Raw genomic sequence first — 22,614 nt, 5'->3', positions numbered from 1 at the left:
TCCCCTCAGTTCAGCAGCGCTTCATACGATTCGGGAATGCTGTGCCGACCCTCGATCAAATCATCTAGGAGGGCGGTGCGAGCCTCTGATGCGGCGCCGAGTGCGGCGCGGGAAGCTTGTTCGGCACACTGAAGATCGTCGAGAATTTCGCACCATTGGAGCTGTGTCTCCGCGTCGAACTCCGGTACCGGCATTGCTGCCATTCGCTGTGAGCCAATGTGCTTAATGTTGGTCCCAGAGGCGACTGATGCGAGTAAGCCAGATTGATAGGCCCACCGTGCCCAGTGATAAAGAAACGCGGGGCTGTAACCGCGGGAGGTTCCACGGAGGCGGATCAAGGTGTTCTGAAAACATACTGGTCCAGGCAGTTCGTCGTGCCAGACCGCCGAGGCTCCCACCTGTCGCTCGGACGCAGAGCCTTCGCTCACCAGTACGTCGCCATCCCGGAGTTCGAAAATAGATTGTTCTGCAGGTGAGTAGTTCATCGTCATCACATCGGACAGATCCAGTCGCCCGTCCTTTACATTGGCAGACCGCAGGTACGACGTCATGTTCTCGCCGCTCGCATGCTTCGGCGCACGCTGGCGACCGATCCGCACATGGGCGACCGCGTCTAGTCGACTCATCGGACGCTCGGTCAAGCGGAAACACGAAGTCCGCACCTGCTGGAGGGCCTCAGCCGCAGCTTCCGCATGGTGCAAGCATCGGCTGAGGTAGTCATCGAGCCCACTGATCAGATCAACGATTCGGGCCTGATCACGCCGCTCCGGCAAGAGAATCGGGACCGACAAGAGCTGCCCGGGTGAAACACGCTTACGTCGCTGAACCGAGCCAGTAGCTCGCTTCTCCAACTCGTTCCAGAAGCTCGATCGCTGGCAAATGAGCGTCATATAGGCAGGCAACAGAAGATCGCTATTGATCCTGAATGTCGGAAACTCAGGAGACACAACGAATCCATCAAAACTTCTTGGCACCACAGCGATTGGACCTTCAGAAGCTGTCAGCTTCCTCATGACTAATCTGTCGGATCGCAGCACGTGCAGTCGAGGGTACGCGGTTTCGGACGCCTTCATGTTTCCGCGATCAAATAGACCTTTGCCAGCGTTGTAAACGCCCGCAAACCTATACACTTCCCCCTCGGAAACAGTCACTGTTTCGACATCCAGTTTGGCGACGTCAGCTAGCAACACAGGCTTCCAGTCATCACGCATATCCGGCCGCCTTCAAGCGCTTCTCGAGCCGAAACTCGGCATCTCGAAGCAAGGCTTGCGTCCTACGCAGCTCCGCGAGCGCCTCGTCGACGCTTCCGGACTCTTTCGCAGCCGAGGAAAGGTACCGTCCAAGACTGAGATTCCATCCATTTTCCTTGATCTCAGCGAGAGGAACCCAGCGGGTTTTAACCAGCCCGTCAGGTGCGTCAGCGCCACTGCGATAGCTCTGCGCAACAGCATCAAGGTCATCTTCGGTCATAGTATTACGAGCTCGGCTCTTGGCGAACCGCTGCGCACCATCGACAAAGAGCACCTGCTGCCGCCGCTTGGCGGACTTCCTTTCTCGAAACACGAGCAGACAGGCAGGGATGGTGGTGGAATAGAAAAGGTTCTGCGGGAGACCGATTACAGCCTCCAGGAGGTCATCACTGAGAATACTGCAGCGAATGCCAACCTCTGCGTCACGAAACAGTGCCCCATGCGGCATGACAACACCAACACGACCAGTCCGAGGGGCCATTGAGGCGATCATGTGCTGTATGAATGCGTAGTCACCATTCGCCTTCGGCGGGGCACCAAAAACCGGTCGCAACCACGGGTCGTTGACCCAGGTTTCGGCCCCCCAGTTCTTGAGCGAGAAAGGCGGGTTCGCGATCACGACATCAAACTGCTCAAGCTGCCCTTTTTTGTTCAGGAATTTTGGCTCTCGGAGCGTATCTCCGCGCTTGATTTGAAAGTCTTCAATGTCGTGCATATAGAGGTTCATTCGAGCAATAGCCGCTGTGGTCAGGTTTACTTCCTGGCCGTAGAGCCGCATGGTACGCGAATCACCGCCGACAGCCCGAACTTCGTTAACTGCCTCGACGAGCATGCCAGCAGACCCGCAGGCCGGGTCGTAGATCCTCTCCCCAGGTTTCGGCTCCAATACCCGAGTCAAGAGCCTAACAACTGCCGGAGGCGTGAAGAATTCGCCAGCCTTCTTTCCAGAGGCTTCAGCGAACTCGCGCAACAGGTATTCGTAAGCTGCTCCGAGCATGTCACCTGGAACAGCTTCAGGATCCAGATTGATTTCCTGAAAGGAATTCAGCAGGTTGCGCAGGGCGTGTTCGGGTAGACGTTCCTTGTTCCCCCAGGTGACATCTCCAAAGATGCCCGCTAGCGTCGTAGGGTTCGCCTCTTGGATGCGGTCGAGAGCAGTTTGCAGGGCTACCCCTAGGTTTGCGTCTGCCCTTCGCACATCTCGCCAATGGCAACCCGTCGGTATCTCAAAACGATAGTTCTCTGGAAGGGAGACCAGCTTCTCGTCGCTGCCAAAGTCACGGAGGGCGCGGGCGTGCTCAAAGTCCCAGGTGTCGGAGATACGCTTGAAGAACAGCACCGGAAAGACATATGCCTTGAAGTCTGCATGCTCTACCGGGCCTCGCAGGCTGTTGGCTGCGGCCCACAGCCGAGACTCCAGTTCCGACAGCGTCAACGACACCTAACGACTCCCAACCACACTGATGACTCCCAACGACACTGACGACGAGATGACGCTACCGCCAGGGTAGATCAGCCGGTCGAGGGTACCGGCTATCTGCTTACGTCGGCATGGCGATCGAGTACCCGCCATCCGGGGCGGCCAGGCACTCCCGCTAGAGCAAGTAGCAGGTCCGCATCACACTGAGCCCGACAAGCCAAGATCCCGAGCTCACACCGTCACCTAGCACCCGACCAGGCAAAACGAGCGCAGATGTGACGTGATGCGAGAGTTCTTCCCCATCCGGGACCCCGGCAGCCTCCGGCAAGAACAGCTACGAAGCGACCATCTCTGCACGGATGCCGCAGGCCACATAGCTGGCGTCTCATGATCAGGCTCGTGGTCGGCCGGCTCGCATTGTGGTGTGCAGCCAGCGACCGAGTTGACCACGAGGCCACCCAACACCGGCAGCTCTAATACCTCGAGCGATGGCCACGCTCACATCTCCGTCCGATCCCAACAGTGTCGGCTCCGGGGCGAGCAAGACGGCCACCACCGCGCTGATCAGCCATGTGTGCGAATACGGCGCCTTACTGTCGGGCGCTAAGTAGGCGAAGTTGCGGCAAGACTGAGCCGCGATGGTGTCGCGGAAGCTCCAGCCATCGCACGCATCCATGATTAGACCGTGCGTGTTGAGTGGACGGCCAGCCAGCGACTCGATATGGCTGACCTCCAGCTCTATCCCTTGTGCACCGATCCAACTACCGTCCGTCGAGCCGTGTCCGGTGAACAAGATCGCGCTCGCGGGTTCGGTGAGCTCCCAGGCTAGGCTCTTTGCTCGTCCCTGCCGAACGTATGACCAGCTCTGGTGATGATCGTTCGTGTCGTTCCAGCCGCGCGATCAACGACAACGCGCGAGCGAGATCGGCCCCCTCTTCGTGGTCGACGATGTGCACGAAATGCAAAGCGCCAGTTGGGGGCAGAGCGAGTGTCATAGGGGCGGAACTACCTTTCAGCGCAAGAGTTTCTGCGCGGTGAGCCGACGGCACCAGGGCTCACCGCAACCCTACGTCGACAACCAACGGGATCGAAATCTGCCGGGGTGAGATGCTTGTTGTCGGGGAGTCGGCAATGTAGCGCTGTATACGAGCACACTGGCAATCAGGGCGGATCTCGTGATGGAGACCTGGCTGCGGGGTGTTGAGCGCCAGCATCGTGCTCGTCCTATGGCGCTCCTCGCTTCCGCGAAGCGACTCCGTTCGTGAAGATAGGCCCTACGGGCCAGCGGCTTAGGGTCCGCAGAGTGCCGACGGTCACCCTTTGTCAAGGCCAACGGGTTTCGAAGTGAGGGCGGCGCGCGCACCCCCGGCGCGCCACTCTGTAACGGCCCGGCCGTCATCGGCGACTGCCTGCTCATGGGAGCGGAATGGATCACGGGCGTCTTCGCGCTCGGCGGCACGGTGCTCGGCATCGCCCTGGAACCGATCAAGAACCGTGTCACCAACTCCCAGAGCAAGAAACAGGCGCGGCGCGAGCGCATCGAGCGCTTCGTGACCAAGGGGGCCGCGTTGAGCGACGCCATCGCGGAGTACAACCGCGCGGCTGGACGGTTCGCACGGGGCGAGGACAACGCTAAAGAAGACCGGGCCCGGCAAAGCAAGCGGATTAACGAGGCACGCGCCGAGATGCGCGATGCGACCGAGATGTTCAACCTCTACGGACCGGACGAGCTCGTTGCCAGCGCTCGGGAGGTCATGGCGGCCGTTCGGGACTACATGGTGCACATCGATGCGCCTGCCGACGAGGGCGCCGAAGCGCGGGCCCTCCCTGCGGTGCTATCTGAAGCGGGAGAAGTGCTACGTGAGCGGCGCGAGGCCTTCGCCGAAGCTGCTCGCGCACAGCTATAACTGCCTGCCAACCAGACGAGTGGACAGACCTGACTCGTGTTGATCCTCGCGGAGAACAATCAACGACGTGCGCGGCATCGCATAGGTATAAGGCATTGCCCAGCACCCTGTCGACACAGGAGCGCCGACGGAGCACCCCGCGAGCCCTGTTGCGATCGATCCACCCGGTCACAACAGTAAAACAGCAGGTAGAACGCCTGCTTACAGCGGGTCGCTCGCACAGCTACAGAAGAAACCCTGTGATTAAAAGTCCGCAGCTCTACCAATTGAGCTAACGGCCCGTGCGGCCGAGTCTAGTAGACCGCCGTCGACCACCAGGATGGCGGGGCGGCCGCCGGAGCGCGACCGAATTGTCGGGGGTCTCTGCCAAGGTCGGGGGCATGGACACGATCCCCGACGAGAACTATGCGGCGAACTGGGAGGGCGACCGTCCGGAGCCTCCGCGCGTGGCGAGCGAGCGCGAGATCCTGACGTCCACCCTCGACTGGCATCGCCGGACCTTCGAGCTCAAGTGCCAGGGGCTGGCGCCGGAGCAGATGGCCCTGCGGTCGGTGGAGCCGTCGAGCATGTCGCTGCACGGGCTGCTCAGGCACCTCACGGGCGTCGAGCGCTGGTGGTTCCGCCTGCAGTTCGCGGGTGAGGACGTGCCGCTGCTCTACTACTCCGACGAGTGGCCCGAGCAGGACTTCGAGGACATCGGCGGTGACGTCGAGGCCGCGTGGGCGGCGTGGCGCGAGGAGTGCGCGCGGTCGCGCGAGATCGTGGCGGCCGCGTCGCTCGACGACACGGGCAAGAGCCGCCGTGACGGTGAGCCGTTCTCGCTGCGGTGGCTGCTGACGCATCACATCGCCGAGTACGCGCGCCACGCCGGCCACGCCGACCTGCTGCGCGAGCGCATCGATGGGAGGACAGGCCACTGAAACCTTGAAGTGCGATGCTGGGCCGATGAACGCCGATCCCGATTCCGGCCTCCTGTCCCCGGTCCGCGCCGGCACGCCCGCCGAGGCGGCGACGGGTGATCTCGCCTGGGTGCGGGCCCTCTTGGACACGGAGGCGGCGCTCGCCAGGGCCCAGGCCGCCACCGGGCTGATCCCGCAGGCCGCCGCGGAGGCGATCACCGAAGCCGCCACGTCGGTCGAGATCGACGTGGTCGCGTTGGCGAGGGCGGCTCGCGAGACGGCGAACCCGGTCGTGGGGTTGATCAAGGAGCTGACCGAGGCCGCCGGCACGGAGTACGTCCATCGCGGCTCCACCAGCCAGGACATCTTCGACACCGCGATGATGCTGGTCGCCGCGCGGACCCGGGCGCTCCTCGTCGCCGACCTCGAGGCGACGGCGGACGCGCTGGCGGACCTCGCCCGCGCGCATCGCGACACGATCATGGCCGGGCGCACCCTCACCGCCCACGCGGTCCCGACCACGTTCGGGCTCAAGGCGGTGGGCTGGCGTCAGTTGACGCTTGACGCGCTCGACAGGCTGAACCGGGTCGTCCTGCCGGTCTCGCTCGGTGGCGCGGCGGGTACGAGGGCCGCGTACGCCGAGTACGCGCGCCTCGCCGATCTGCCCGACGGCTATCCGCAGCGACTCCAGACGGCCTTCGCCGAGGAGACCGGTCTCGCCGAGACCACGCTCCCCTGGCACAGCCTCCGCACCCCGACGGCCGACCTCGCGGCCGCCCTGGCGTTCACGGCCGCCGCGCTAGGGAAGATCGCGGTCGACGTCCAGTTCCTGACGCGCACCGAGGTCGGGGAGGTCTCCGAGCCGGCGGGTGAGGGCCGCGGCGGTTCCTCGGCGATGCCGCACAAGCGCAATCCGGTGCTCGCGACGCTGATCCGGTCGGCCGCGCTCCAGGTCCCGGTGCTGGCCACGGGCGTCACCCAGGCCATGCTCTCCGAGGACGAACGGTCCGCGGGCGCGTGGCACGCCGAGTGGCAGCTACTGCGCGAGTGCCTGCGTCTGACCGGCGGCGCCGCGCACACGGCCGCCGAACTCGCCCGCGGCCTGGTGGTCGACGACGGGCGCATGCGCGAGAACCTCGGCCTCACGCACGGCCAGATCGTCTCCGAGCGCCTGTCGACCGTGCTCGCCCCGCTGCTCGGCAAGGCGCGGGCCAAGGAGGCACTGGGACGCGCGTCCAAGCTCGCGCTGGAGCAGGGCAAGGCGCTCGGCGAGGTTCTTTCCGGCCTGCCGGAGATAACCGGAGTCCTTCCTGCGGATTCCCTCGCCGAGCTGCTGGATCCGGCGAACTACACCGGATCGGCCGGAGTGCTCACCGACGCCGCGCTGGAGGTGCGCGAAGAAAATCCGAAAACTCCTTGAACCGGTCCCGCACCGGCTCCGTGTAGGGGGTACGAGCTCACCGCGCCAAGCCGCGGAACCCCTACGAACAAGGAGAAATCCCATGCTTCGCAAGCGTTTCGTCGTCGCAGCGGCGTCCGCGGCCGTGGGCCTGGTGGCGTTGTCGGCCTGCTCCGGCGGTACCGAGACGGCGGCGCCCGCCGTCGCTCCCGCCGCCGCGGTGGCCGGGGCGGGAGGGAACGCCCCCGCGGCCAAGGGCGAGACCAAGGTGGCCGTGGCCGACGCCGGCGATCTCGGCCAGGTGCTCGTCGACAAGGACGGGTTCACGTTGTACCGCTTCGACAAGGACAGCGCGAAGCCGCCGAAGTCCAATTGCGACGGTGACTGCGCGAAGACCTGGCCGCCGATGCTGGCCGAGGGCGACGTTCAGCTCGAGGGCGTGGATCAGGCGCTGGTCGGCGAAGTGACCCGCGCCGACGGTCGCAAGCAGGTCACCGTCGGCGGCTGGGCGCTTTACCGCTACGCCAAGGACGCCAAGGCGGGCGAGACCAAGGGACAGGGCGTCGGCAGCACTTGGTACGCCGCGAACGCCAAGGGCGGTAAGGCGGGCCAAGCCGCGAAGCAGGAGGCTCCGGCCGAACAGAAGGACGGTGCCACGAAGCTGGTCGCGACCGACGTCGACGGCATCGGACCGGCCATTGTGGACCAGGAGGGCTTCACCCTCTACATGTTCACCAAGGACAAGAAGAACAAGCAGCCGACCTGCAACGGTGACTGCGCGAAGACCTGGCCGCCGGTGCTCGCCGATGGCGACGTCCAGCTCGAAGGCATCGACCCGAAGCTGCTCGGCAAGGTGAAGCGCGCGGACGGCACCACGCAGGTCACCGTCGGCGGATGGGCCGTCTACCGCTACGCCAAGGACGCGAACGCCGGTGAGGCGAACGGGCACGGCGTCGGCGGAACCTGGTTCGTCATCGAGCCCGCGGGCTGCAAGAGCACCGCGCCGGTGAAGAACAAGGCCGCCCAGAGCGGAAACGCCGACCCGAAGAAGAAGGACGACGCTCCCGCCCAGGACTACGGCTACTGAGACCTAGTGGGCCAGGCCCGGCGGTCGCTCGTCACGAGCGACGGTCGGGCCTTTCTCATGCTTCGCCCGGCGCGGGCCGTCCGGACGGGGCTCGACGACCGTGGCGCTGTCGGCCCGGTCCGTCACCACGTGCTCGTCTTCGTCCTCCGGCAGCAGCACCTTGTGCCGCGCGGGCAGGAACGCGATCAGCAGCCCGAGGGCGGCGAGGCCGAGGTGCAGCCAGTTGTCGGTCGAGTTGAGGTTGAACGGGTTCCCCGCCTCTGACACCGGATTCGTCGAAACGGTGCCGGCGATCATCAGACCCCAGACGAACAGCACCCCGAAGGCGACGAACGTCAGGAAACCGAAGACCCTGGACCGGCCCGAGCCGAAGGTCAGCAGCAGACCGATCGCGCCCAGCAGGACGAAACCGAGGTTGTAGAGGGGATTCACCGAGAATCCGAGCACCGTCGCATCGCTGCGACCGGCGAAATCGGCGAATCCGGTCCTGGTGAAGCCCACTATCCCGAACACCAGGAAGGCCAGGCTCGACAGCCCGGCGAGTACCTGGGCGGGTTGGAGACCCGCGGTCCGGATACGAGCCCGTTGCGTACGTGCCATTGCTCCGCCTCCCAGAGTTGGCGACCTGATTTCAGGCTTGGCGGCCGGATACCCCGGGGCCCTCCCGGGCAAACCGAGGCGGCTGAACGGCCTAGCCGTGAACACGATCGGGTGATCCGGTCAACAGGTCGTGTGGGCAAGGTGAGCGGTGTCTTTCTCCTGGTGGGGTTGTGTCTGGGAGCCATCCTCGCGATGGTGCTGATCCCGCGGCCGCGACCCGGCCCGGCGGCGGTCGCGGTCGCGGCCTCGACCGACACGGTGATCACCCTCGAAACCGAACCGGAACCGGTCGAACCCTCGCCTCCGTCCTCCTCCGCGGTACCGGGACCACCACCGAAGTCCGTGGACACCGATGCGCTCGCGGACCTCGTCCCCGGCGGGCAGGTGAGCGTGGTCGTCTACGACCGCACCGCCAAGAAGACCACGGTTTCCCTCAAGTCGGAGCGTGCTTACACCTCGGCTTCGCTGGTGAAACTCCTCATCGCCTTGGAAGCGCTTCAAGCGGGTACACCGGCGAGCACCGTGCAGCGGATGCTCTCGGCCAGCGACGACGACATCGCCAGCAGGCTGTGGACGGCCTTCGGCGGACCGGCCATCGTCACCCGATGGGCGGGCAGGATCGGCCTCGGCGGCACGCGTCCGCCCGAGGACCCCGGCCGCTGGGGCGACACCCGGATCACCGCCGCGGACGTCGCGAAGATCTACCGCTACCTGCTGGACAAGGCGGGTGCGGGGACGACGATCATGCGGGCGTTGAGCGGCGCGACGGAGAGCGGATCCGACGGTGTCCGGCAGTACTTCGGCATCCCGGACGCCGTCGGTTCCCTTCGCTGGTCGATCAAGCAGGGCTGGGCGTGCTGCCGCGGCTCTCGGATCCTGCACAGCTCCGGCACCGTCGGCGAAGACGATCGCCACATCGTCGTCGTCCTCACCTCCCAGCCGACGTCGACCACCTACCCGATCGCGGGCAGCCGGGTCACCGAGGTGGTCAGGGCGCTGCTCCCCGCTATTGACGACCTGTAAACACGGTGAGACAGTGGCCGTACGCCGCTCTCCCGGGAGGTCGTCATGAGCACCGAAGCCCACCTGCCCGCCGCGACCCCGCTCGGCCCGGATTCCGTCGCCTGGCGAGTGGTCGGCGACCGGAGACTGCTGCTCGGCGCGGGAACGGCGTTGCTGCTGCAGGTGGCGCATCCGGTGGTCGGCGCCGGCGTCCACGACCATTCGAACTACACCGAAGACCCGTGGGGCCGTCTCGACCGGACCATCGATTCCTTGCTGTGCCAGGTTTTCGGCGGCCGGGAAGCGATTGCCGAGGCCGAGCGGCTCCGCGAGATGCACAAGGCGATCAAGGGCGTCGACCACCACGGCGAGCGCTATCACGCGCTGAACCCCGAGGCCTACTGGTGGGTGCACGGCTCGACGTTCTGGACGACCGTCCGCTTGCAGGAAGTGTTCATACACCCCATGTCCCAGGCCGAAAAGCGCCGCTTCTACGCGGAATGGCGACGCCTCGGCCTGCTACTCGGCCTTCGCGAGCACCACATGCCCGAGGACCTTGAAGGATTCGAGGCCTACTTCGACGACGTCGTCGCGAACCGGCTCGAGGACAACCACACGGTCCGGGAACTGCTCCGCTCGATCACCATGCGGGACACGCCACCGCCGCCGTGGTGGTTCCTGCCGGAGGCCTTGTGGCGTCCCGTCCGGCCGGCGGGCGGGAACGTGCTGACCCTGTGCGCGATCGGCTTGCTGCCCACGGTGCTTCGCGACCGCTTGAGTCTCAAATGGACAGACAAGGACGAGCGCCGCCTCCGGCGCCTCGGCGCGGCCACGAGGGCGGCCGGGAACCGTGTTCCCGACCGGCTTCGGTTGTACCCCAAGGCTTATCGAGCCAAGCGCGGTTAGCTACTCGACGACGTCGACCAGCGCACCCTTGGCGCCGGTGTTCGGCAGCGGCCACGGCTTGACCCCGCCGTTGGTGACGATCTTCTTGTCCTGCGGCGGGGACGGCGGCAAGGTCCGCGCGCCGATCCACGCCAGTACGTCGGGGATCTGCGTCTTGAAGGTGTTCATGTTGTGGCCGGCGTCCGGGATCCGCCACGACGAGAGCGTCGCCGGCGCGCGGACGGCCGCCTGGATCTGATCGAGCGAGGAGCTCTCGAAGCCTTCCTTGTCCCCCGCGATCGCGAGGATGTCCACCGGTGATGGATGCTTCTGCAGGTTCAGCGTGACCTTGTTCGCATCGATGATGTCCTGCCTGCCCTTGAAGAGGTTCTCCGTCTCCGCGTCGACCGAAGCTTCCGCGTAGCCGCTGACACTCGCCGCCTGGCCGTACCACTGCGGGTGCCGGGTCACGAGGTTCATCGCGCAGTACCCGCCCGAGGACCAGCCCGCCATCGTCCACGCCTTCCGCTGGGGATTGGCGCCGAGTTTCTCGATCGCCCAGTCGCGGATGTCGGCGGTCAGGTAAGTGTCGTTGGCCGATCCGCCGACCTCGTCGACACACTGGGTGTCGTGGCCGATCTTCGGTTTCCCGGTCGGATCCGGGATGATCACCAGTGACGGCGGGAGCACGTTCTTCGCGATGGCCGCGTCGAGCTGGGCGGGCAGGCCGTACGGGCCGGTGACCACTTCCGGCCCGGACGGATAGTTCGGAATCCATTCGATGACAGGGAACTTGTGGCCCTGGTACGCGGAGCCGTAGTACTGGGGCGGGAAATACACCGAGACGTCACGCGTCAGGCCGGTGCGCTTGCCGGTCACCGTCATGTAGACGACGGAACCCTTGCCCTCCTTGGCGCGCATCGCCCCGCCGGCGCCCAGTTTGTCCAGGTCCGCGCCGTTCTGCCCGCCGACGGCGTCGACTCCCTGCCCCGAGTACACCCCGGTGCCGAACAGGGCACCGACCGTCGGGAAGAACCCGCCGATCATGTTCCCGCCCATCCCGGTGCTGACCACGATCAGCACCACCGCGACGAGGATGGTGCCGCTGCGGCCGAAAAGCTTGCGGCGCCAGCGTTCCCAGAAGAACGGCACGGCGATGATCGCGAGCAGGGTCAGCACCACGACGATGACGAGGTTCAGGGTCGAATCCAGCCGGATGGAGCTCAGGCCCAGTCCCATGGCGATCGTCCCTTCCGGCGGCGGCACGCCCCCGCACCGCGCTTCCCACATCCGGATCAAGAGACGTGCGGCCACCGGAAAGTGTTGTCCGGGGTGACACGTGTCACCCCGGGCCGGCCCTCAGCCTTCGAGTGCGGTGCGCAGCACCCCGATCGCCTGCGAAATCGCGGCTTCCGCGGCATGCGTTCCGCGCAACGTGTTCAGCATGACGAAGTCGTGCACGATGCCCTGGTATCGCACGGCGGTCACCGGGACTCCGGCCTGACGCAGCTTGGCGGCGTACGCCTCGCCTTCGTCGCGCAGGACGTCGGCCTCGGCGGTGATCACCAGCGCGGGCGGCAGGCCCGCGAGCTCGTCGAGGCTCGCGCGCAGCGGCGACGCGGTGATTTCCGCGCGCTGCGCCGCGTCGGTCGTGTACTGGTCCCAGAACCACTTCATGCCGTCGAGGGCCAGGAAGTAACCCTCGGCGAACCGCCGGTAGGACTCGGTGTCGAAGTTCGCGTCGGTGACCGGATAGAAGAGCACCTGCTGACGGAAGGTGACGTCGCCGCGCTGCTTCGCGAGCAAAGTGAGGGCTGCGGTCATGTTCCCGCCGACGGAGTCTCCGGCGATCGCGATCTTCGTGCTGTCGAGCCCGTTTTCGGCGCCGTGCTCGGCGACCCACTTCGCCACGGCGTAGTTCTGCTCGATGGCGACGGGGTAGCGCGCCTCGGGCGAGCGGTCGTATTCGGGGAAGACGACGGCCGCGCCCGCGCCGACCGCGAGCTCGCGGACCAGGCGCTCATGGGTGTGGAAGTTCCCGAAGACCCAGCCGGCTCCATGGATGTAGACGATCACGGGCAGCGGGCCGGTCACGCCATGGGGCCGGACGATGCGGACCTCGACACCGTCGACATGCGTGGTCTCGACGTCCGCGGCGGGCAGTTCGACGTCGCCGCCCTGGACCTCGTCGACGGCCTTGCGACCTTCCTCCGGCGGCAGCTGGAAGAGGAACGGCGGGGTGGCGGTGGCCTCGACGAAGGCCTGCGCGGCCGGTTCGAGGGCCAGGTTGTGCGGGTTGGCGGTCATTTCTGCCTCCTGGGTTCCGAAGTCGATGCGACCAAGGTAGCTCACAACTCAGTTGTGCACAACTAAAATGTACTCAAGGAGATTTGGCTCACTCGAGTGGCGATCTGCGGCATGATCGACGCACCATGGGGAGACGAGGAGGACCGATGCCGACGGACAACACCGGATCGCTGTGCCTGGACGATCAGCTGTGCTTCGGGCTCTACGCGGCATCGCGGGCCGTGACCGCGCTCTATCGCGTGGTGCTCGACGATCTGGGCCTGACCTATCCGCAGTACCTGGTGATGCTCGCGCTCTGGGAGGAGGACGAGCGGCTGGTCAAGGAACTCGGCACCGTGCTGAACCTTGACTCCGGCACACTGTCGCCGCTGCTCAAGCGGCTGGAGAAATCCGGGCTGGTCGAGCGCGTCCGGCAAGCCGACGACGAACGGTCCGTCCGCGTCAGCCTGACCGGGGACGGCGCCCGGCTCCGGGAACGCGCGAGCGGGATCCCGAAGATCATCGGCGACGCGATGGGCCTCGACGCGGCCGGTCTCGCCCGCACCCGCGCGGAGCTCGATCGCTTGACCGAATCCGTGAACGCCTACCGCGAGGCCTACGTCCCGGCCGGTTAGCATGGGATTTCCGGCGCGGACAAAGGGATGACGATGATCGATCACGACGCGGCGCTCAAGGCCGTCGAGAACAGCTTGGACCGGCCGTCCGCGGCCCGCGTCTACGACTACTTCATCGGCGGCGACACCCACTACGCCATCGACCGCGAATTCGCCGAGAAGGTGCGTGAGCGCCTGCCGCTCATGGGCGACTACTGCAAGACCAGCAGGCAGTTCCTCGGCCGGGCCGTGCGGCACTGCGCGGAGCAGGGCATCAAGCAGTTCGTCGACATCGGTTCCGGCCTGCCGACGGCGGGCAACGTGCACGAGGTCGCCGACGAGGCGCGGCCGCAGGAGGACACGCACGTCCTCTACATCGACAACGAGCCGATCGCGCTCGCGCATTCGACGCTGCTGCTCGCCGACACCGCGGACCCCGATCGCCACCACGCGATCGCCGCGGATCTGTTCGACCCCCAAGACCTCTGGGACCGGGTGATGGACTCCGGCATCATCGACGTGCGGGAGCCGGTCGCGCTGGTGGTCAACGCGGTCATGCATTTCATCAAGGACGAGCAAGACCCCGACGGGCTGCTGGACTTCTACCGCGCCCGGCTCGCCCCGGGTTCCCTGCTGGTGCTTTCGCAGATGACCAACGAGAACCCGGCCAACGAGGACGAGAAGCAGGCGCTTCTGGACATCCTCGACTACTACGAGACCACGACGAACCCCGGTTTCCTGCGCACCATGGACGAGTTCCGGCGGTTCTTCGGCGGCTGGCCGCTGCTGGAGCCGGGCCTGGTCTACGCGCCGGCGTGGCACCCGGACGAGAAGACGGTCTTCGCCGCGAACCCGTCGGAGTCGCGCGTCATCGGCGGTATCGCCCGCAAGCCGTAATTCTTCAAGGTCCGTGAAGGCCTCCTTGAGGGACTCTGGGTCCCTCAAGGAGGCCTTCACGGACCTGTGACGTGCGTCGCCTTGCAGTGCAACTAGGTGCATATGAAACTAGGTGCATGGCACTGGAGCACGCGATCCTCGTTTCGCTGTCCGAGCGGTCCGGCTCGGGCTACGAGCTGACGCGTCGTTTCGAGAAGTCCATCGGGCTGTGGTGGAGCGCCACCCACCAGCAGATCTACCGCGTGCTCAAGCGGATGGAGGACGCGGGCTGGGTCGCCGTCGACCAGGTCGCGCAGTCCGGGAAACCCGACAAGAAGGTCTACACCGTCGGCGACGCGGGGCGGGCCGAACTCGCCCGCTGGCTCGCCGAACCCGACCCCTCGGCCACCGCCAGGGAGCTCGCCGTGAAGATCCGCGGCGCCACTCTCGGCGATCCGGCCGCCGTCGCCGCCGAGGTCACCCGGCATCGCGACGCGCACGCGGCACGGCTCGACGCGTACCTGCTGATCGAGAAGCACGACTTCCCCGACCCAAGCGTCCTCAGTGGACAGTCGTTGCATCAGTTCCTCGTGCTGCGCGGAGGAATCCGAACCGAACAGGGCCACGTCGAGTGGCTCGAGGAAGTCCTCCGGGCATTCCACCACGATGCGTAAGGACCAGCGATGAGCCCGTACCCGAACCTGTTGTCCCCGCTCGATCTCGGCTTCACCACCCTGCGCAACAGGGTGATCATGGGTTCGATGCACACCGGCCTCGAGGACAAGGAAGCGCATTTCCCCCAACTGGCCGAGTACTACGCCGAACGCGCCCGCGGTGGCGTCGGGCTGATCGTCACCGGCGGCTTCGCCCCGAACCGGACCGGCTGGCTCCTGCCGCTGGCGTCGAAACTCTCGACGCGCGCGGAAGCTAAGGCGCACAAGCAACTCACCGACCCGGTGCACGAGGCGGGCGGCAAGATCGCGCTGCAGATCCTGCACGCGGGCCGGTATTCCTACCATCCGCTGAGCGTTTCCGCGTCGGGGATCAAGGCGCCGATCAACCCCTTCAAACCGCGGGCCCTTTCCGGGTACGGCGTGCTGCGCCAGATCCGCGCGTTCGCCGATTGTGCCTTCCTGGCCAAGGAAGCGGGCTACGACGGCGTCGAGATCATGGGCTCCGAGGGCTACTTCATCAACCAGTTCCTCGCCGAGCGCACCAACAAGCGCACCGACAAATGGGGTGGCAGCGCGGAGAACCGGCGCCGGATCGCCGTCGAGATCGTGCGCCGCACACGCGAAGCGGTCGGTGAGGACTTCATCATCGTCTATCGACTGTCCATGTTGGACCTCGTCGAAGGCGGGCAGCGCTGGGAGGACGTCGTCGCGCTGGCGAAGGACGTCGAAGAGGCGGGCGCGACGATCATCAACACCGGCATCGGCTGGCACGAGGCGAGGGTGCCCACGATCGTGACGTCCGTACCGCGCGCGGCGTTCACCTGGGTGACCGGCAAGCTCAAACCGCATGTCGGGATCCCGGTGGTCACGTCGAACCGGATCAACATGCCCGAGGTCGCCGAGGAGGCGCTGGCGAGCGGGGACGCGGACCTGGTGTCGATGGCGCGGCCGTTCCTCGCCGATCCGGAATGGATCCGCAAGGCCGAGGGCGGGCGCGAGGACGAGATCAACACCTGCATCGCCTGCAACCAGGCCTGTCTCGACCACGCGTTCAAGCGGAAACTGGTGTCCTGCATGGTGAATCCGCGCGCGGGCCACGAGACCACGCTGACGCTTTCGCCCACGCGCAAGACCAAACGCGTCGCCGTCGTCGGCGCGGGTCCCGCCGGGCTGGCGGCCGCGACCGGTCTGGCCGAACGCGGGCACGCGGTCGAACTGTTCGAAGCCGACGACGAGATCGGCGGCCAGTTCGGGATCGCGCGGAAGATCCCGGGCAAGGAGGAGTTCGCGGAGACCATCCGCTACTACACGCGACGGCTGGAGGTCACCGGCGTCAAGGTGCGCCTCGGCACGCGCGTGGCCGCCGCCGACCTGATCGACGCCGGGTTCGACGAGGTCGTGCTGGCCACCGGCGTGACCCCGCGGGTGCCGTCGCTCCCCGGGATCGACCACCCCAAGGTTCTGTCCTATGTGGACGTCGTCCGGCACGGGAAACCGGTGGGCGGCAAGGTCGCCGTGATCGGCGCGGGTGGGATCGGCGTGGACGTGAGCGAGTTCCTGACGCACACCACCTCCCCCGCGCTCGATCGGGACGCGTGGATGGCCGAATGGGGCGTCACCGATCCCGAGCGGGCCGCGGGCGGGCTGACCGAGCGGAAGGTCGAGCCGTCACCGCGGCAGGTGTTCCTGCTGCAGCGCAAGAAGTCCGGTATCGGCGCGGGGCTGGGCAAGACCAGCGGCTGGGTGCACCGGGCCGCGCTGAAGGCCAAGCGCGTCGAGCAGCTCACCGGGGTCACCTACGACCGGATCGACGACGACGGCCTGCACATCACCGTCGGTGACAAGCCGCGTGTGCTCGACGTGGACAACGTCGTCGTCTGCGCGGGGCAGGAGCCGGTGCGCGACCTCGCCGAGGCGTTGCATGCAGCAGGCCTGCCGGTGCACCTGATCGGCGGCGCCGACGTCGCGGCGGAACTGGACGCCAAACGGGCCATCGATCAGGGAACCCGCCTGGCCGCCGTTCTCTGACGTGGGGGCTCACAGATGGCAGGATGACCCTTGTGCGGGACGTATGCGTGATCGGGCTCGGGTTGATCGGTGGTTCGCTGTTGCGTGCAGCGCACTCGATCGGCCGCACCACGTTCGGGGCGACGACCTCCGAAGCTGACGCGGACGCCGCCAGCAGAGCGGGTTTCGACGTGACGACGCAGGTCGAAGCCGCGCTGGGCAAGGCGGCGGAGCGGGACGCGATGATCGTGCTCGCGGTGCCGCTGCCCGCGGTCGAGGAGGTGCTCCGGACCGTTTCACGGGTCGCCGGGCACTGCGTGCTCACCGACGTGACCAGCGTGAAGGGCCCGGTGCTCGACTCGGTCCGCCGTCGGGTGCCGTACGCGAAGTTCGTCGGCGGGCACCCGATGGCCGGGACCGCGAACTCCGGCTGGAAGGCGAGCAACCCCGCGCTGTTCGGCGGCGCGGCGTGGGTGCTGGGCGTCGAGCACGACACCGACCTGACCGCTTGGGCGGAGGTCGCCCAGCTGGTGCTGGACGTGGGCGCGCATGTCGTGCCGCTGCCGGCGGACTCGCACGACGAGACGGTCGCGCGGATCTCGCATCTGCCGCATATCTTCGCGGCCATCCTGGCCACGATCGGCGCGCAGGGCGGGCCGCTGGCGATGTCGCTGGCCGCCGGGTCCTACACGGACGGCACGCGGGTGGCCGGGTCGAGCCCGGCGCTGGTGCGGGCGATGACCGAGGGCAACCGGGACGCGCTGCTGCCGATCGTCGACGAAGCGCTCGGGCGGCTGGGCGCCGCGCGGGGCTCGCTGGCGTCGACGGGCGGCCTCGCGGTGACGGTCAACGCGGGTCACGAAGGGGCGCAAGCGTTCGCGGCCGCCAAGGACGCGGAACGCGCGGGGGTCCGGGTCGGTCTGAGCGCGCCGGACGCGCGCGACGGCCTGATCGCGCTCGGCGAGCGGGGCGGCCGGATCACGGCGATCGACGGCGACACCGCGATCGGCGAGGTCTCCTGACGCGTTTCGTCCTCTGAATGCGGTCCTTGCACACGCAAGTACCGCATCCAGAGGACGAAATGCGGGCGATTACTGGGCCGGCGGCGGGTTCTGGGGGTTCGGCGGCTGCTGGTTTTGGGGCGGGGTGTCGGGGGTGTCGTCGAACTTGTTGATGAAGCCCTTCGCCTTCTCGACCCCGGAATCGATCTGCGAGTCGTGACCGGAGAACTTCGACTTCGCGAAGTCCGCCGCCTTGTCCAGGCCGCCCTCGATCTTGTCGTTGTGCTCGCGGAGAGCGTCGGTGGCCTTGTTCTTCAATTCGTCGAAGTTGATGCCCATGGCCACATCGTCACACAGGAACCGGCGGGCACGCCCCGTCGATCACCCGTCGTGGGGACGCTCAGAACGGCCGGTCGCCCACGATGGCGACGCGTTCGGCCACGCGCGCGTACGGGTGGTAGTCGTTGACGGCGTAGTGCTGGGTGGCGCGGTTGTCCCAGAACGCCACCGAACCCGGCCGCCAGCTGAAGCGCACCTGGAACTCCGGGATGTGCGCGCGGCTGAACAGGTACCGCAGGAGCCGGTCGCTGTCGTCGCGGTCCATGCCGACGATATGCGTCGTGAACGCCTGGTTCACGAAGAGGGTGCGGCGCCCGGTCTCGGGATGCGTGCGGACGACCGGATGCTCGACCGGCGGGAACGCGTCCTGGTGACGCAGCAGCGGTTCCGGGTCGGAGAAGCGGTCGAAGCCGGGGATGAAGTCGTGCACCGCGGTCGCCCCGTCGATCCGCTCGCGGATGTCGTCCGGCAGGTTGTCGTAGGCGGCGGCCATGTCGGCCCACATCGTGTCGCCGCCGACCGGTGGGACCTCGATCAGCCGAAGCACCGAACCGAGCGCGGGCTCGGGCCGGAACGTGACGTCCACGTGCCAGATGTTCTCGAACGCGGGCATGCTCGCCGAGCGGGTGAACCGGGTGGTGTCCTCGGTCTCGCCCTTCGGGATGAACGGGTTCGTCTCCAGGTCGCCCCAGTTGGCGGCGAACGCGCGCTGGTGCGCCGAAGTGATGTCCTGGTCGCGGAAGAACAGCACCTTCCACTCCAGCAGCGCGCGATTCAACTCGGCGTGGAGAGCGGGCGTCAGTGGCCGGGCGAGGTCGACGCCGCCGATCTCGGCACCGATCAGCCGTCCCAGCGGGCGCAGCGCGAAAAGCTCGTACGGACGTTCTTCGGCACCCTCCGGCAGGCGCCGCAGCAGCCGCGGCCCTTCGAGGATCCCGCCGTCGGGGACGGTCGCGGGGCGGAGGCGGACACGGTCGGGCAGCTCTACGGACATGCTGGTCTCCAGGGGTTTCCGAGTTCCGGGAAGGACGAAACCGGCCACCTTTCACAGATGGCCTTCGCGGGAAACACGGTTACGCGGGCGGAGAACCCAAACGTCCACGGCGCAGGAGCAATGCGGCGACGCCTTCACCCAGCGAGCGGTGCGGCGCGGACTCCCAAGTGACGGACACGACCCCATGGTGGGCGTGATTTGGCGTGCGGTCAACAGCGTCCATGAGGCGGGACGATCATCGTCTCCGCTCGGAGGGGAAGCTTCCCGACCACGTGTTCCGCTCCTCCCGCGGCCGCAGCGCCTCGGCCAGCACCCACTGCGAATGCGTCGTGCCGCCCCGGCCGACCGGACCGAGCTGGAAGGTGACCCAGCCAACCCAGTGTCCCGTCGTCGTCGCCCGCCACATCCCCAGCAGCCCGGGGACGGTGCCGGTCAGGTCCAGGCCGTCGGGCAGGCGGGTCTTCACCGCGCCGACGGGGTACACCAGCTTGAGATCGACCCAAACGGGCTGGTTGGGCCGCACCATGTGCAGGTGACGCGGCCCCGGCGGCAGCGTGTCACCAGTGTCGAGCATGCGTCGATTATGCGTGAAAACTCGAACATTAGTTCGAGACGATACTCACCATCCCCCGTCCGGGTGGGAGGAGGACTCAGGCGCGGCGGTGGTAGGGCAGGAACCGCCGGACCAGCCGCAGCGGCGCGCGTTCGACGAGGTCGGGGCCGCGCACCGCGTCGAAGGCGGCGCCGATCTGGTCGACGACGCCGGACAGCTGCTCGTTGTCGGGCATCGGCATCTCCGCCGGTTCCCGTTCTTCGCGGACGGCGGCCGCGAGTTCGGTGAGGGCGGCCGTCAGGAGGGCGATGTCGGCGTCGGCCGGGGCGGGGGCACCGCGGCCGAGGGTGACGCCGACCTCGGTGACGGCGTCGGCGACGCGTTCGAGCCCGGCGATCACCGGCCACCAGGCGACGGCCTGCCGTCCGGCGGCGGAGGGTTCGACGACGACCTGCTGGAACGCGGTCCGGAGGTCGGCCAGTGCGCGGTAGGCGCGGCGACGAGCGCGGGAGCGTTCCAATCGTGCTTCGCCCGACGGCGCCAGCACGAGCCCCTTGTCGACGTACTTCACCAGGCTGTCGAGGCTGTCGGCGAGCCGTCCGCCGATCTGCGGCCGCCGGCTGCCCGGCCAGAGCAGGTAGCCGAAGAGCAGGACGATCGCGCAGCCGAGGACGGTGTCGACGAGTCGCGCGAGCACGACGTCCCAGCTTCCGGTGCTGGCGAGGTCCATCTGCAGGATGATCAGCGGGGTCACGAAGGCGCTGAGGATGCCGTAGTTGCGTACCTTGCCGACCGCGACGCCGCCCGCGAACACGGCGATCAGGAGGACCAGCAGCCAGCCTTCGCCGCCCGCGGCGAGTACGGCCGCGCCGATGCCCACCCCGATCACCGTGCCGATGCCGCGCAGCACGGCGCGGCCGAACACCGAGCCGAAGTCGGGTTTGAGGACGATGCCGACGGTGAGCGTGATCCAGTAGGACCGTTCGAACGGGACGAGCAGCGCGACGACTTCGGCGATCGCCACGCACAAGGTGAGGCGGAGCGCGGCGAACCAGGTGAGCGGACCGGAGACGAGCGACCCCGCCCAGCCGCGCAGGCGTTTGTGCCACGGCTGGACCTCGCGCCGTTTTCGGTCGTCGCCCTTGCCTATCCGGGCGAGCCCGGCGTAAAGCGCGGCGAGGACCGGGTCGGCGTCTTCGGGCGCTTCGGGCGGCTTCGGCAGGTCCTGATTCGCGAGTACGGCAGCCGACGTCGCGATGAAGTGGTCGATCACGTCGTCCGGGGCGTGGCGGCCGGCGTTGACCATCGCGACCGACGCCTCGACGGCGGGGGTGCTGGCCGAAAGCAGGTTGAGCAGCTGGCGGTAGGTGGCGTCTCGGCCCGACAGCCAGGATCGCGCGGTGAGCAGCCGGTCGTACGCGGTGTTCATCGCGGTCGTGAGCTGGTGGCGCGCGACGCGGGAGGTGGCTTCGTCGGTCGCGGACAGCATCGCGGCGAGTTCGACGTAGACGTGTGCGACGGCGCCGCGTTCGGGGCTGGTGGCGCGGAAGGTCCAGGTGGCGAGCGCGACGAGCAGACTCCAGGCGGCGCCGGCGCAGAAGTAGCCGAGGAGGATTTCGACGCGCAGGCCGGTGACGTGCTGGCCGGTGCCGAGGACGCAGAAGACGAACATCTGGAGGCCGGCGACCGACGCGTTGCTGCCGGCCGCGCTGATCAGCGCGGACACCGCCGCGACGCCGACGACGACCGGGATGGACGCGGCCGGGATGCCGCCGGTGATCAGCCCGGCGAAGTAGCCGAGGCCGGCGGCCGCGGTGGCGCCGCCGAGCCGCCGGGCGCGGTAGCGGTACGGCCCGGCGGATTCGGAAAGGACGGTGGGCAGGGCGCCGGTGGAGATGAGCGCGCCGACACCGATGTCGCCGAGCGCGTAGCCGACGGCCAGCGGTACGGCGAGGGCGAGGACGGCGCGGGCGACCATGTTCCACGGAATGGGAACCGGTGTGCTGCGAAGCAGCTGCACCAGCCAATGTGGTGCGGCGATCTCGCGGCGCGTCGTGCTCACGCCCCTATCTTGACTTATCGGCGGGCGAGTCAACGGGGGAAGCCACTTCCCCTGTGGAGGTTGCCCCGGGGCTGGCGTGTCCCGAAAGCCACTTTCGGAACATCAGAGGTCGCGAAAGTGGCTTTCGCGACACGCCCGACGGCACCCGTCGCCTCGGTCGCGACCCTCGGCAAGGGCGGCCGGAGCGGTTATCGTCGCCGCATGGGCAAGACGTACTCATTCGAGGTCAACCGGACGAGCAGCGCCTCGCCCGCTTCCCTGTTCGCGCTGGAGGCCGACGGTTCCCGGTGGTCGGAATGGGCGAAACCGGTGGTGTTCCACTCGCGCTGGGCGCGGAAGCCGGACGCGGGTGAGGTGGGCGCCGTCCGGGCCGTCGGGCTATGGCCGGTGTATCTCCACGAAGAGACACTGGAGTACGAACAGGACCGGAAGCACGTCTACGGCTTCGCGGGTCTCGCGCCGCTCAAGGACTATCGCGCCGAAGTGTCGTTCACGCCGAACGCTTCCGGCGGCACGGATCTACGCTGGACCGGCCGGTTCACCGAACCGCTGCCCGGCACCGGCGCCGCCGTCCGCGCGGCGCTGCGCACGGTGATCTCGATCCTGGCGACTCGCCTGGTGAAACACGCGGAACGGACCTGACCCCACCCCCCGCCCTTCCCAAGGGCAATGCCACTTACTTAGCTGGCCGCTGGCTCTGGCTGTGTTGGTGTTGTTGCTGATTGTAACGGGGCGTGGGGTAGCGTTCCGTTGTGGGTG

21 protein-coding genes are annotated in these 22,614 nt (G+C 67.3%); 12 read left to right on the top strand and 9 right to left on the bottom strand.

Going from position 1 to position 22,614, the window contains the following annotated elements; all coding sequences use genetic code 11:
- Positions 1–5: 5 nt before the first annotated feature.
- Positions 6–1,211: a restriction endonuclease subunit S domain-containing protein gene (locus ACZ3HL_RS18160; RefSeq protein WP_465532275.1), complete on the bottom strand. Its 1,206-nt coding sequence runs from the start codon at positions 1,209–1,211 to the stop codon at positions 6–8.
- Complete coding sequence (locus tag ACZ3HL_RS18155) at positions 1,204–2,691, bottom strand: type I restriction-modification system subunit M (protein WP_465532273.1); 1,488 nt, start codon at positions 2,689–2,691, stop codon at positions 1,204–1,206. The genes ACZ3HL_RS18160 and ACZ3HL_RS18155 overlap by 8 nt, the downstream gene beginning before the upstream one ends.
- A gap of 1,394 nt (positions 2,692–4,085) precedes the next feature.
- On the opposite strand from ACZ3HL_RS18155, the gene ACZ3HL_RS18150 reads away from it, so the two are divergent.
- The 4 genes from ACZ3HL_RS18150 (at position 4,086) to ACZ3HL_RS18135 (ending at position 7,962) form a co-directional block, all read left to right on the top strand.
- Positions 4,086–4,577, top strand: a complete 492-nt coding sequence (locus tag ACZ3HL_RS18150; protein WP_465532271.1) for a hypothetical protein — start codon at positions 4,086–4,088, stop codon at positions 4,575–4,577.
- Between the two features lie 380 nt (positions 4,578–4,957).
- The gene (locus ACZ3HL_RS18145; protein ID WP_465532269.1) at positions 4,958–5,497 is read left to right on the top strand and encodes a DinB family protein; all 540 of its coding nucleotides are present in this window, start codon (positions 4,958–4,960) and stop codon (positions 5,495–5,497) included.
- A 25-nt stretch (positions 5,498–5,522) separates the two neighbouring features.
- Positions 5,523–6,896 (top strand): nitrosuccinate lyase, encoded by a 1,374-nt coding sequence (locus ACZ3HL_RS18140; RefSeq protein ID WP_465532267.1) that lies wholly within the window; start codon positions 5,523–5,525, stop codon positions 6,894–6,896.
- A gap of 82 nt (positions 6,897–6,978) precedes the next feature.
- A complete protein-coding gene (locus tag ACZ3HL_RS18135) occupies positions 6,979–7,962 on the top strand; it encodes a hypothetical protein (RefSeq protein WP_465532265.1) in 984 nt (327 codons plus the stop codon).
- Between the two features lie 3 nt (positions 7,963–7,965).
- On the opposite strand, the gene ACZ3HL_RS18130 is transcribed toward ACZ3HL_RS18135, so the two are convergent.
- Entirely contained in the window at positions 7,966–8,562 is a 597-nt protein-coding gene (locus ACZ3HL_RS18130) for a DUF4383 domain-containing protein (RefSeq protein WP_465532263.1), read from the bottom strand.
- 132 nt (positions 8,563–8,694) lie between these two features.
- Here ACZ3HL_RS18130 and ACZ3HL_RS18125 point away from each other — a divergent pair, with 132 nt between their 5' ends.
- Both ACZ3HL_RS18125 and ACZ3HL_RS18120 read left to right on the top strand, forming a co-directional pair.
- Complete coding sequence (locus tag ACZ3HL_RS18125; RefSeq protein ID WP_465532261.1) at positions 8,695–9,585, top strand: serine hydrolase; 891 nt, start codon at positions 8,695–8,697, stop codon at positions 9,583–9,585.
- A 45-nt stretch (positions 9,586–9,630) separates the two neighbouring features.
- Positions 9,631–10,470 (top strand): oxygenase MpaB family protein, encoded by an 840-nt coding sequence (locus ACZ3HL_RS18120; protein ID WP_465532260.1) that lies wholly within the window; start codon positions 9,631–9,633, stop codon positions 10,468–10,470.
- Here the strand turns inward: ACZ3HL_RS18120 and ACZ3HL_RS18115 are convergent, their stop codons facing one another.
- The gene (locus tag ACZ3HL_RS18115; RefSeq protein WP_465414913.1) at positions 10,471–11,688 is read right to left on the bottom strand and encodes an alpha/beta hydrolase; all 1,218 of its coding nucleotides are present in this window, start codon (positions 11,686–11,688) and stop codon (positions 10,471–10,473) included.
- Positions 11,689–11,808: 120 nt separating this feature from the next.
- Positions 11,809–12,756: an alpha/beta hydrolase gene (locus tag ACZ3HL_RS18110; RefSeq protein ID WP_465532258.1), complete on the bottom strand. Its 948-nt coding sequence runs from the start codon at positions 12,754–12,756 to the stop codon at positions 11,809–11,811.
- Between the two features lie 146 nt (positions 12,757–12,902).
- Here ACZ3HL_RS18110 and ACZ3HL_RS18105 point away from each other — a divergent pair, with 146 nt between their 5' ends.
- From ACZ3HL_RS18105 to ACZ3HL_RS18085, 5 genes are all read left to right on the top strand, one after another.
- Positions 12,903–13,370 carry a MarR family winged helix-turn-helix transcriptional regulator gene (locus ACZ3HL_RS18105; protein ID WP_465414909.1) on the top strand — a complete coding sequence of 156 codons (468 nt, stop codon included), beginning with the start codon at positions 12,903–12,905 and terminating at the stop codon, positions 13,368–13,370.
- Positions 13,371–13,397: 27 nt separating this feature from the next.
- A complete protein-coding gene (locus ACZ3HL_RS18100) occupies positions 13,398–14,246 on the top strand; it encodes an SAM-dependent methyltransferase (RefSeq protein ID WP_465414907.1) in 849 nt (282 codons plus the stop codon).
- Between the two features lie 116 nt (positions 14,247–14,362).
- Positions 14,363–14,899, top strand: coding sequence for a PadR family transcriptional regulator (locus tag ACZ3HL_RS18095; RefSeq protein ID WP_465414905.1), 537 nt, complete (start codon positions 14,363–14,365; stop codon positions 14,897–14,899).
- Positions 14,900–14,908: 9 nt separating this feature from the next.
- Positions 14,909–16,927, top strand: coding sequence for an oxidoreductase (locus ACZ3HL_RS18090; RefSeq protein ID WP_465532256.1), 2,019 nt, complete (start codon positions 14,909–14,911; stop codon positions 16,925–16,927).
- A gap of 23 nt (positions 16,928–16,950) precedes the next feature.
- Positions 16,951–17,928 (top strand): prephenate dehydrogenase, encoded by a 978-nt coding sequence (locus tag ACZ3HL_RS18085; RefSeq protein WP_465414901.1) that lies wholly within the window; start codon positions 16,951–16,953, stop codon positions 17,926–17,928.
- Between the two features lie 69 nt (positions 17,929–17,997).
- On the opposite strand, the gene ACZ3HL_RS18080 is transcribed toward ACZ3HL_RS18085, so the two are convergent.
- The 4 genes from ACZ3HL_RS18080 to ACZ3HL_RS18065 form a co-directional block, all read right to left on the bottom strand.
- Complete coding sequence (locus tag ACZ3HL_RS18080; RefSeq protein WP_465532254.1) at positions 17,998–18,246, bottom strand: antitoxin; 249 nt, start codon at positions 18,244–18,246, stop codon at positions 17,998–18,000.
- Positions 18,247–18,307: 61 nt separating this feature from the next.
- Positions 18,308–19,240 carry a TauD/TfdA dioxygenase family protein gene (locus tag ACZ3HL_RS18075; RefSeq protein ID WP_465532252.1) on the bottom strand — a complete coding sequence of 311 codons (933 nt, stop codon included), beginning with the start codon at positions 19,238–19,240 and terminating at the stop codon, positions 18,308–18,310.
- Between the two features lie 235 nt (positions 19,241–19,475).
- Positions 19,476–19,814: a hypothetical protein gene (locus tag ACZ3HL_RS18070; protein ID WP_340686730.1), complete on the bottom strand. Its 339-nt coding sequence runs from the start codon at positions 19,812–19,814 to the stop codon at positions 19,476–19,478.
- A 76-nt stretch (positions 19,815–19,890) separates the two neighbouring features.
- Positions 19,891–21,855: an FUSC family protein gene (locus tag ACZ3HL_RS18065; RefSeq protein ID WP_465532250.1), complete on the bottom strand. Its 1,965-nt coding sequence runs from the start codon at positions 21,853–21,855 to the stop codon at positions 19,891–19,893.
- 201 nt (positions 21,856–22,056) lie between these two features.
- Between ACZ3HL_RS18065 and ACZ3HL_RS18060 the strand changes: the two genes are divergently transcribed.
- Positions 22,057–22,497, top strand: coding sequence for an SRPBCC family protein (locus tag ACZ3HL_RS18060; protein ID WP_465532779.1), 441 nt, complete (start codon positions 22,057–22,059; stop codon positions 22,495–22,497).
- Positions 22,498–22,614: the final 117 nt, after the last annotated feature.

Source organism: Amycolatopsis sp. NPDC000009 (assembly GCF_055563465.1).
Note: the sequence above shows the minus strand (reverse complement) of the source record. Positions and strands in the feature narration are given on the sequence as shown.

Bases quoted from the DNA above. Each gene is read 5' to 3' on its own strand.
- ACZ3HL_RS18135 (WP_465532265.1), top strand. From the start codon at position 6,979: ATGCTTCGCAAGCGTTTCGTCGTCGCAGCGGCGTCCGCGGCCGTGGGC.
- ACZ3HL_RS18070 (WP_340686730.1), bottom strand. From the start codon at position 19,814: ATGCTCGACACTGGTGACACGCTGCCGCCGGGGCCGCGTCACCTGCAC.
- ACZ3HL_RS18095 (WP_465414905.1), top strand. From the start codon at position 14,363: ATGGCACTGGAGCACGCGATCCTCGTTTCGCTGTCCGAGCGGTCCGGC.
- ACZ3HL_RS18105 (WP_465414909.1), top strand. From the start codon at position 12,903: ATGCCGACGGACAACACCGGATCGCTGTGCCTGGACGATCAGCTGTGC.
- ACZ3HL_RS18130 (WP_465532263.1), bottom strand. From the start codon at position 8,562: ATGGCACGTACGCAACGGGCTCGTATCCGGACCGCGGGTCTCCAACCC.
- ACZ3HL_RS18160 (WP_465532275.1), bottom strand. From the start codon at position 1,211: ATGCGTGATGACTGGAAGCCTGTGTTGCTAGCTGACGTCGCCAAACTG.
- ACZ3HL_RS18145 (WP_465532269.1), top strand. From the start codon at position 4,958: ATGGACACGATCCCCGACGAGAACTATGCGGCGAACTGGGAGGGCGAC.
- ACZ3HL_RS18060 (WP_465532779.1), top strand. From the start codon at position 22,057: ATGGGCAAGACGTACTCATTCGAGGTCAACCGGACGAGCAGCGCCTCG.
- ACZ3HL_RS18110 (WP_465532258.1), bottom strand. From the start codon at position 12,756: ATGACCGCCAACCCGCACAACCTGGCCCTCGAACCGGCCGCGCAGGCC.
- ACZ3HL_RS18080 (WP_465532254.1), bottom strand. From the start codon at position 18,246: ATGGGCATCAACTTCGACGAATTGAAGAACAAGGCCACCGACGCTCTC.
- ACZ3HL_RS18115 (WP_465414913.1), bottom strand. From the start codon at position 11,688: ATGGGACTGGGCCTGAGCTCCATCCGGCTGGATTCGACCCTGAACCTC.
- ACZ3HL_RS18150 (WP_465532271.1), top strand. From the start codon at position 4,086: ATGGGAGCGGAATGGATCACGGGCGTCTTCGCGCTCGGCGGCACGGTG.
- ACZ3HL_RS18100 (WP_465414907.1), top strand. From the start codon at position 13,398: ATGACGATGATCGATCACGACGCGGCGCTCAAGGCCGTCGAGAACAGC.
- ACZ3HL_RS18075 (WP_465532252.1), bottom strand. From the start codon at position 19,240: ATGTCCGTAGAGCTGCCCGACCGTGTCCGCCTCCGCCCCGCGACCGTC.
- ACZ3HL_RS18090 (WP_465532256.1), top strand. From the start codon at position 14,909: ATGAGCCCGTACCCGAACCTGTTGTCCCCGCTCGATCTCGGCTTCACC.
- ACZ3HL_RS18140 (WP_465532267.1), top strand. From the start codon at position 5,523: ATGAACGCCGATCCCGATTCCGGCCTCCTGTCCCCGGTCCGCGCCGGC.
- ACZ3HL_RS18085 (WP_465414901.1), top strand. From the start codon at position 16,951: ATGACCCTTGTGCGGGACGTATGCGTGATCGGGCTCGGGTTGATCGGT.
- ACZ3HL_RS18120 (WP_465532260.1), top strand. From the start codon at position 9,631: ATGAGCACCGAAGCCCACCTGCCCGCCGCGACCCCGCTCGGCCCGGAT.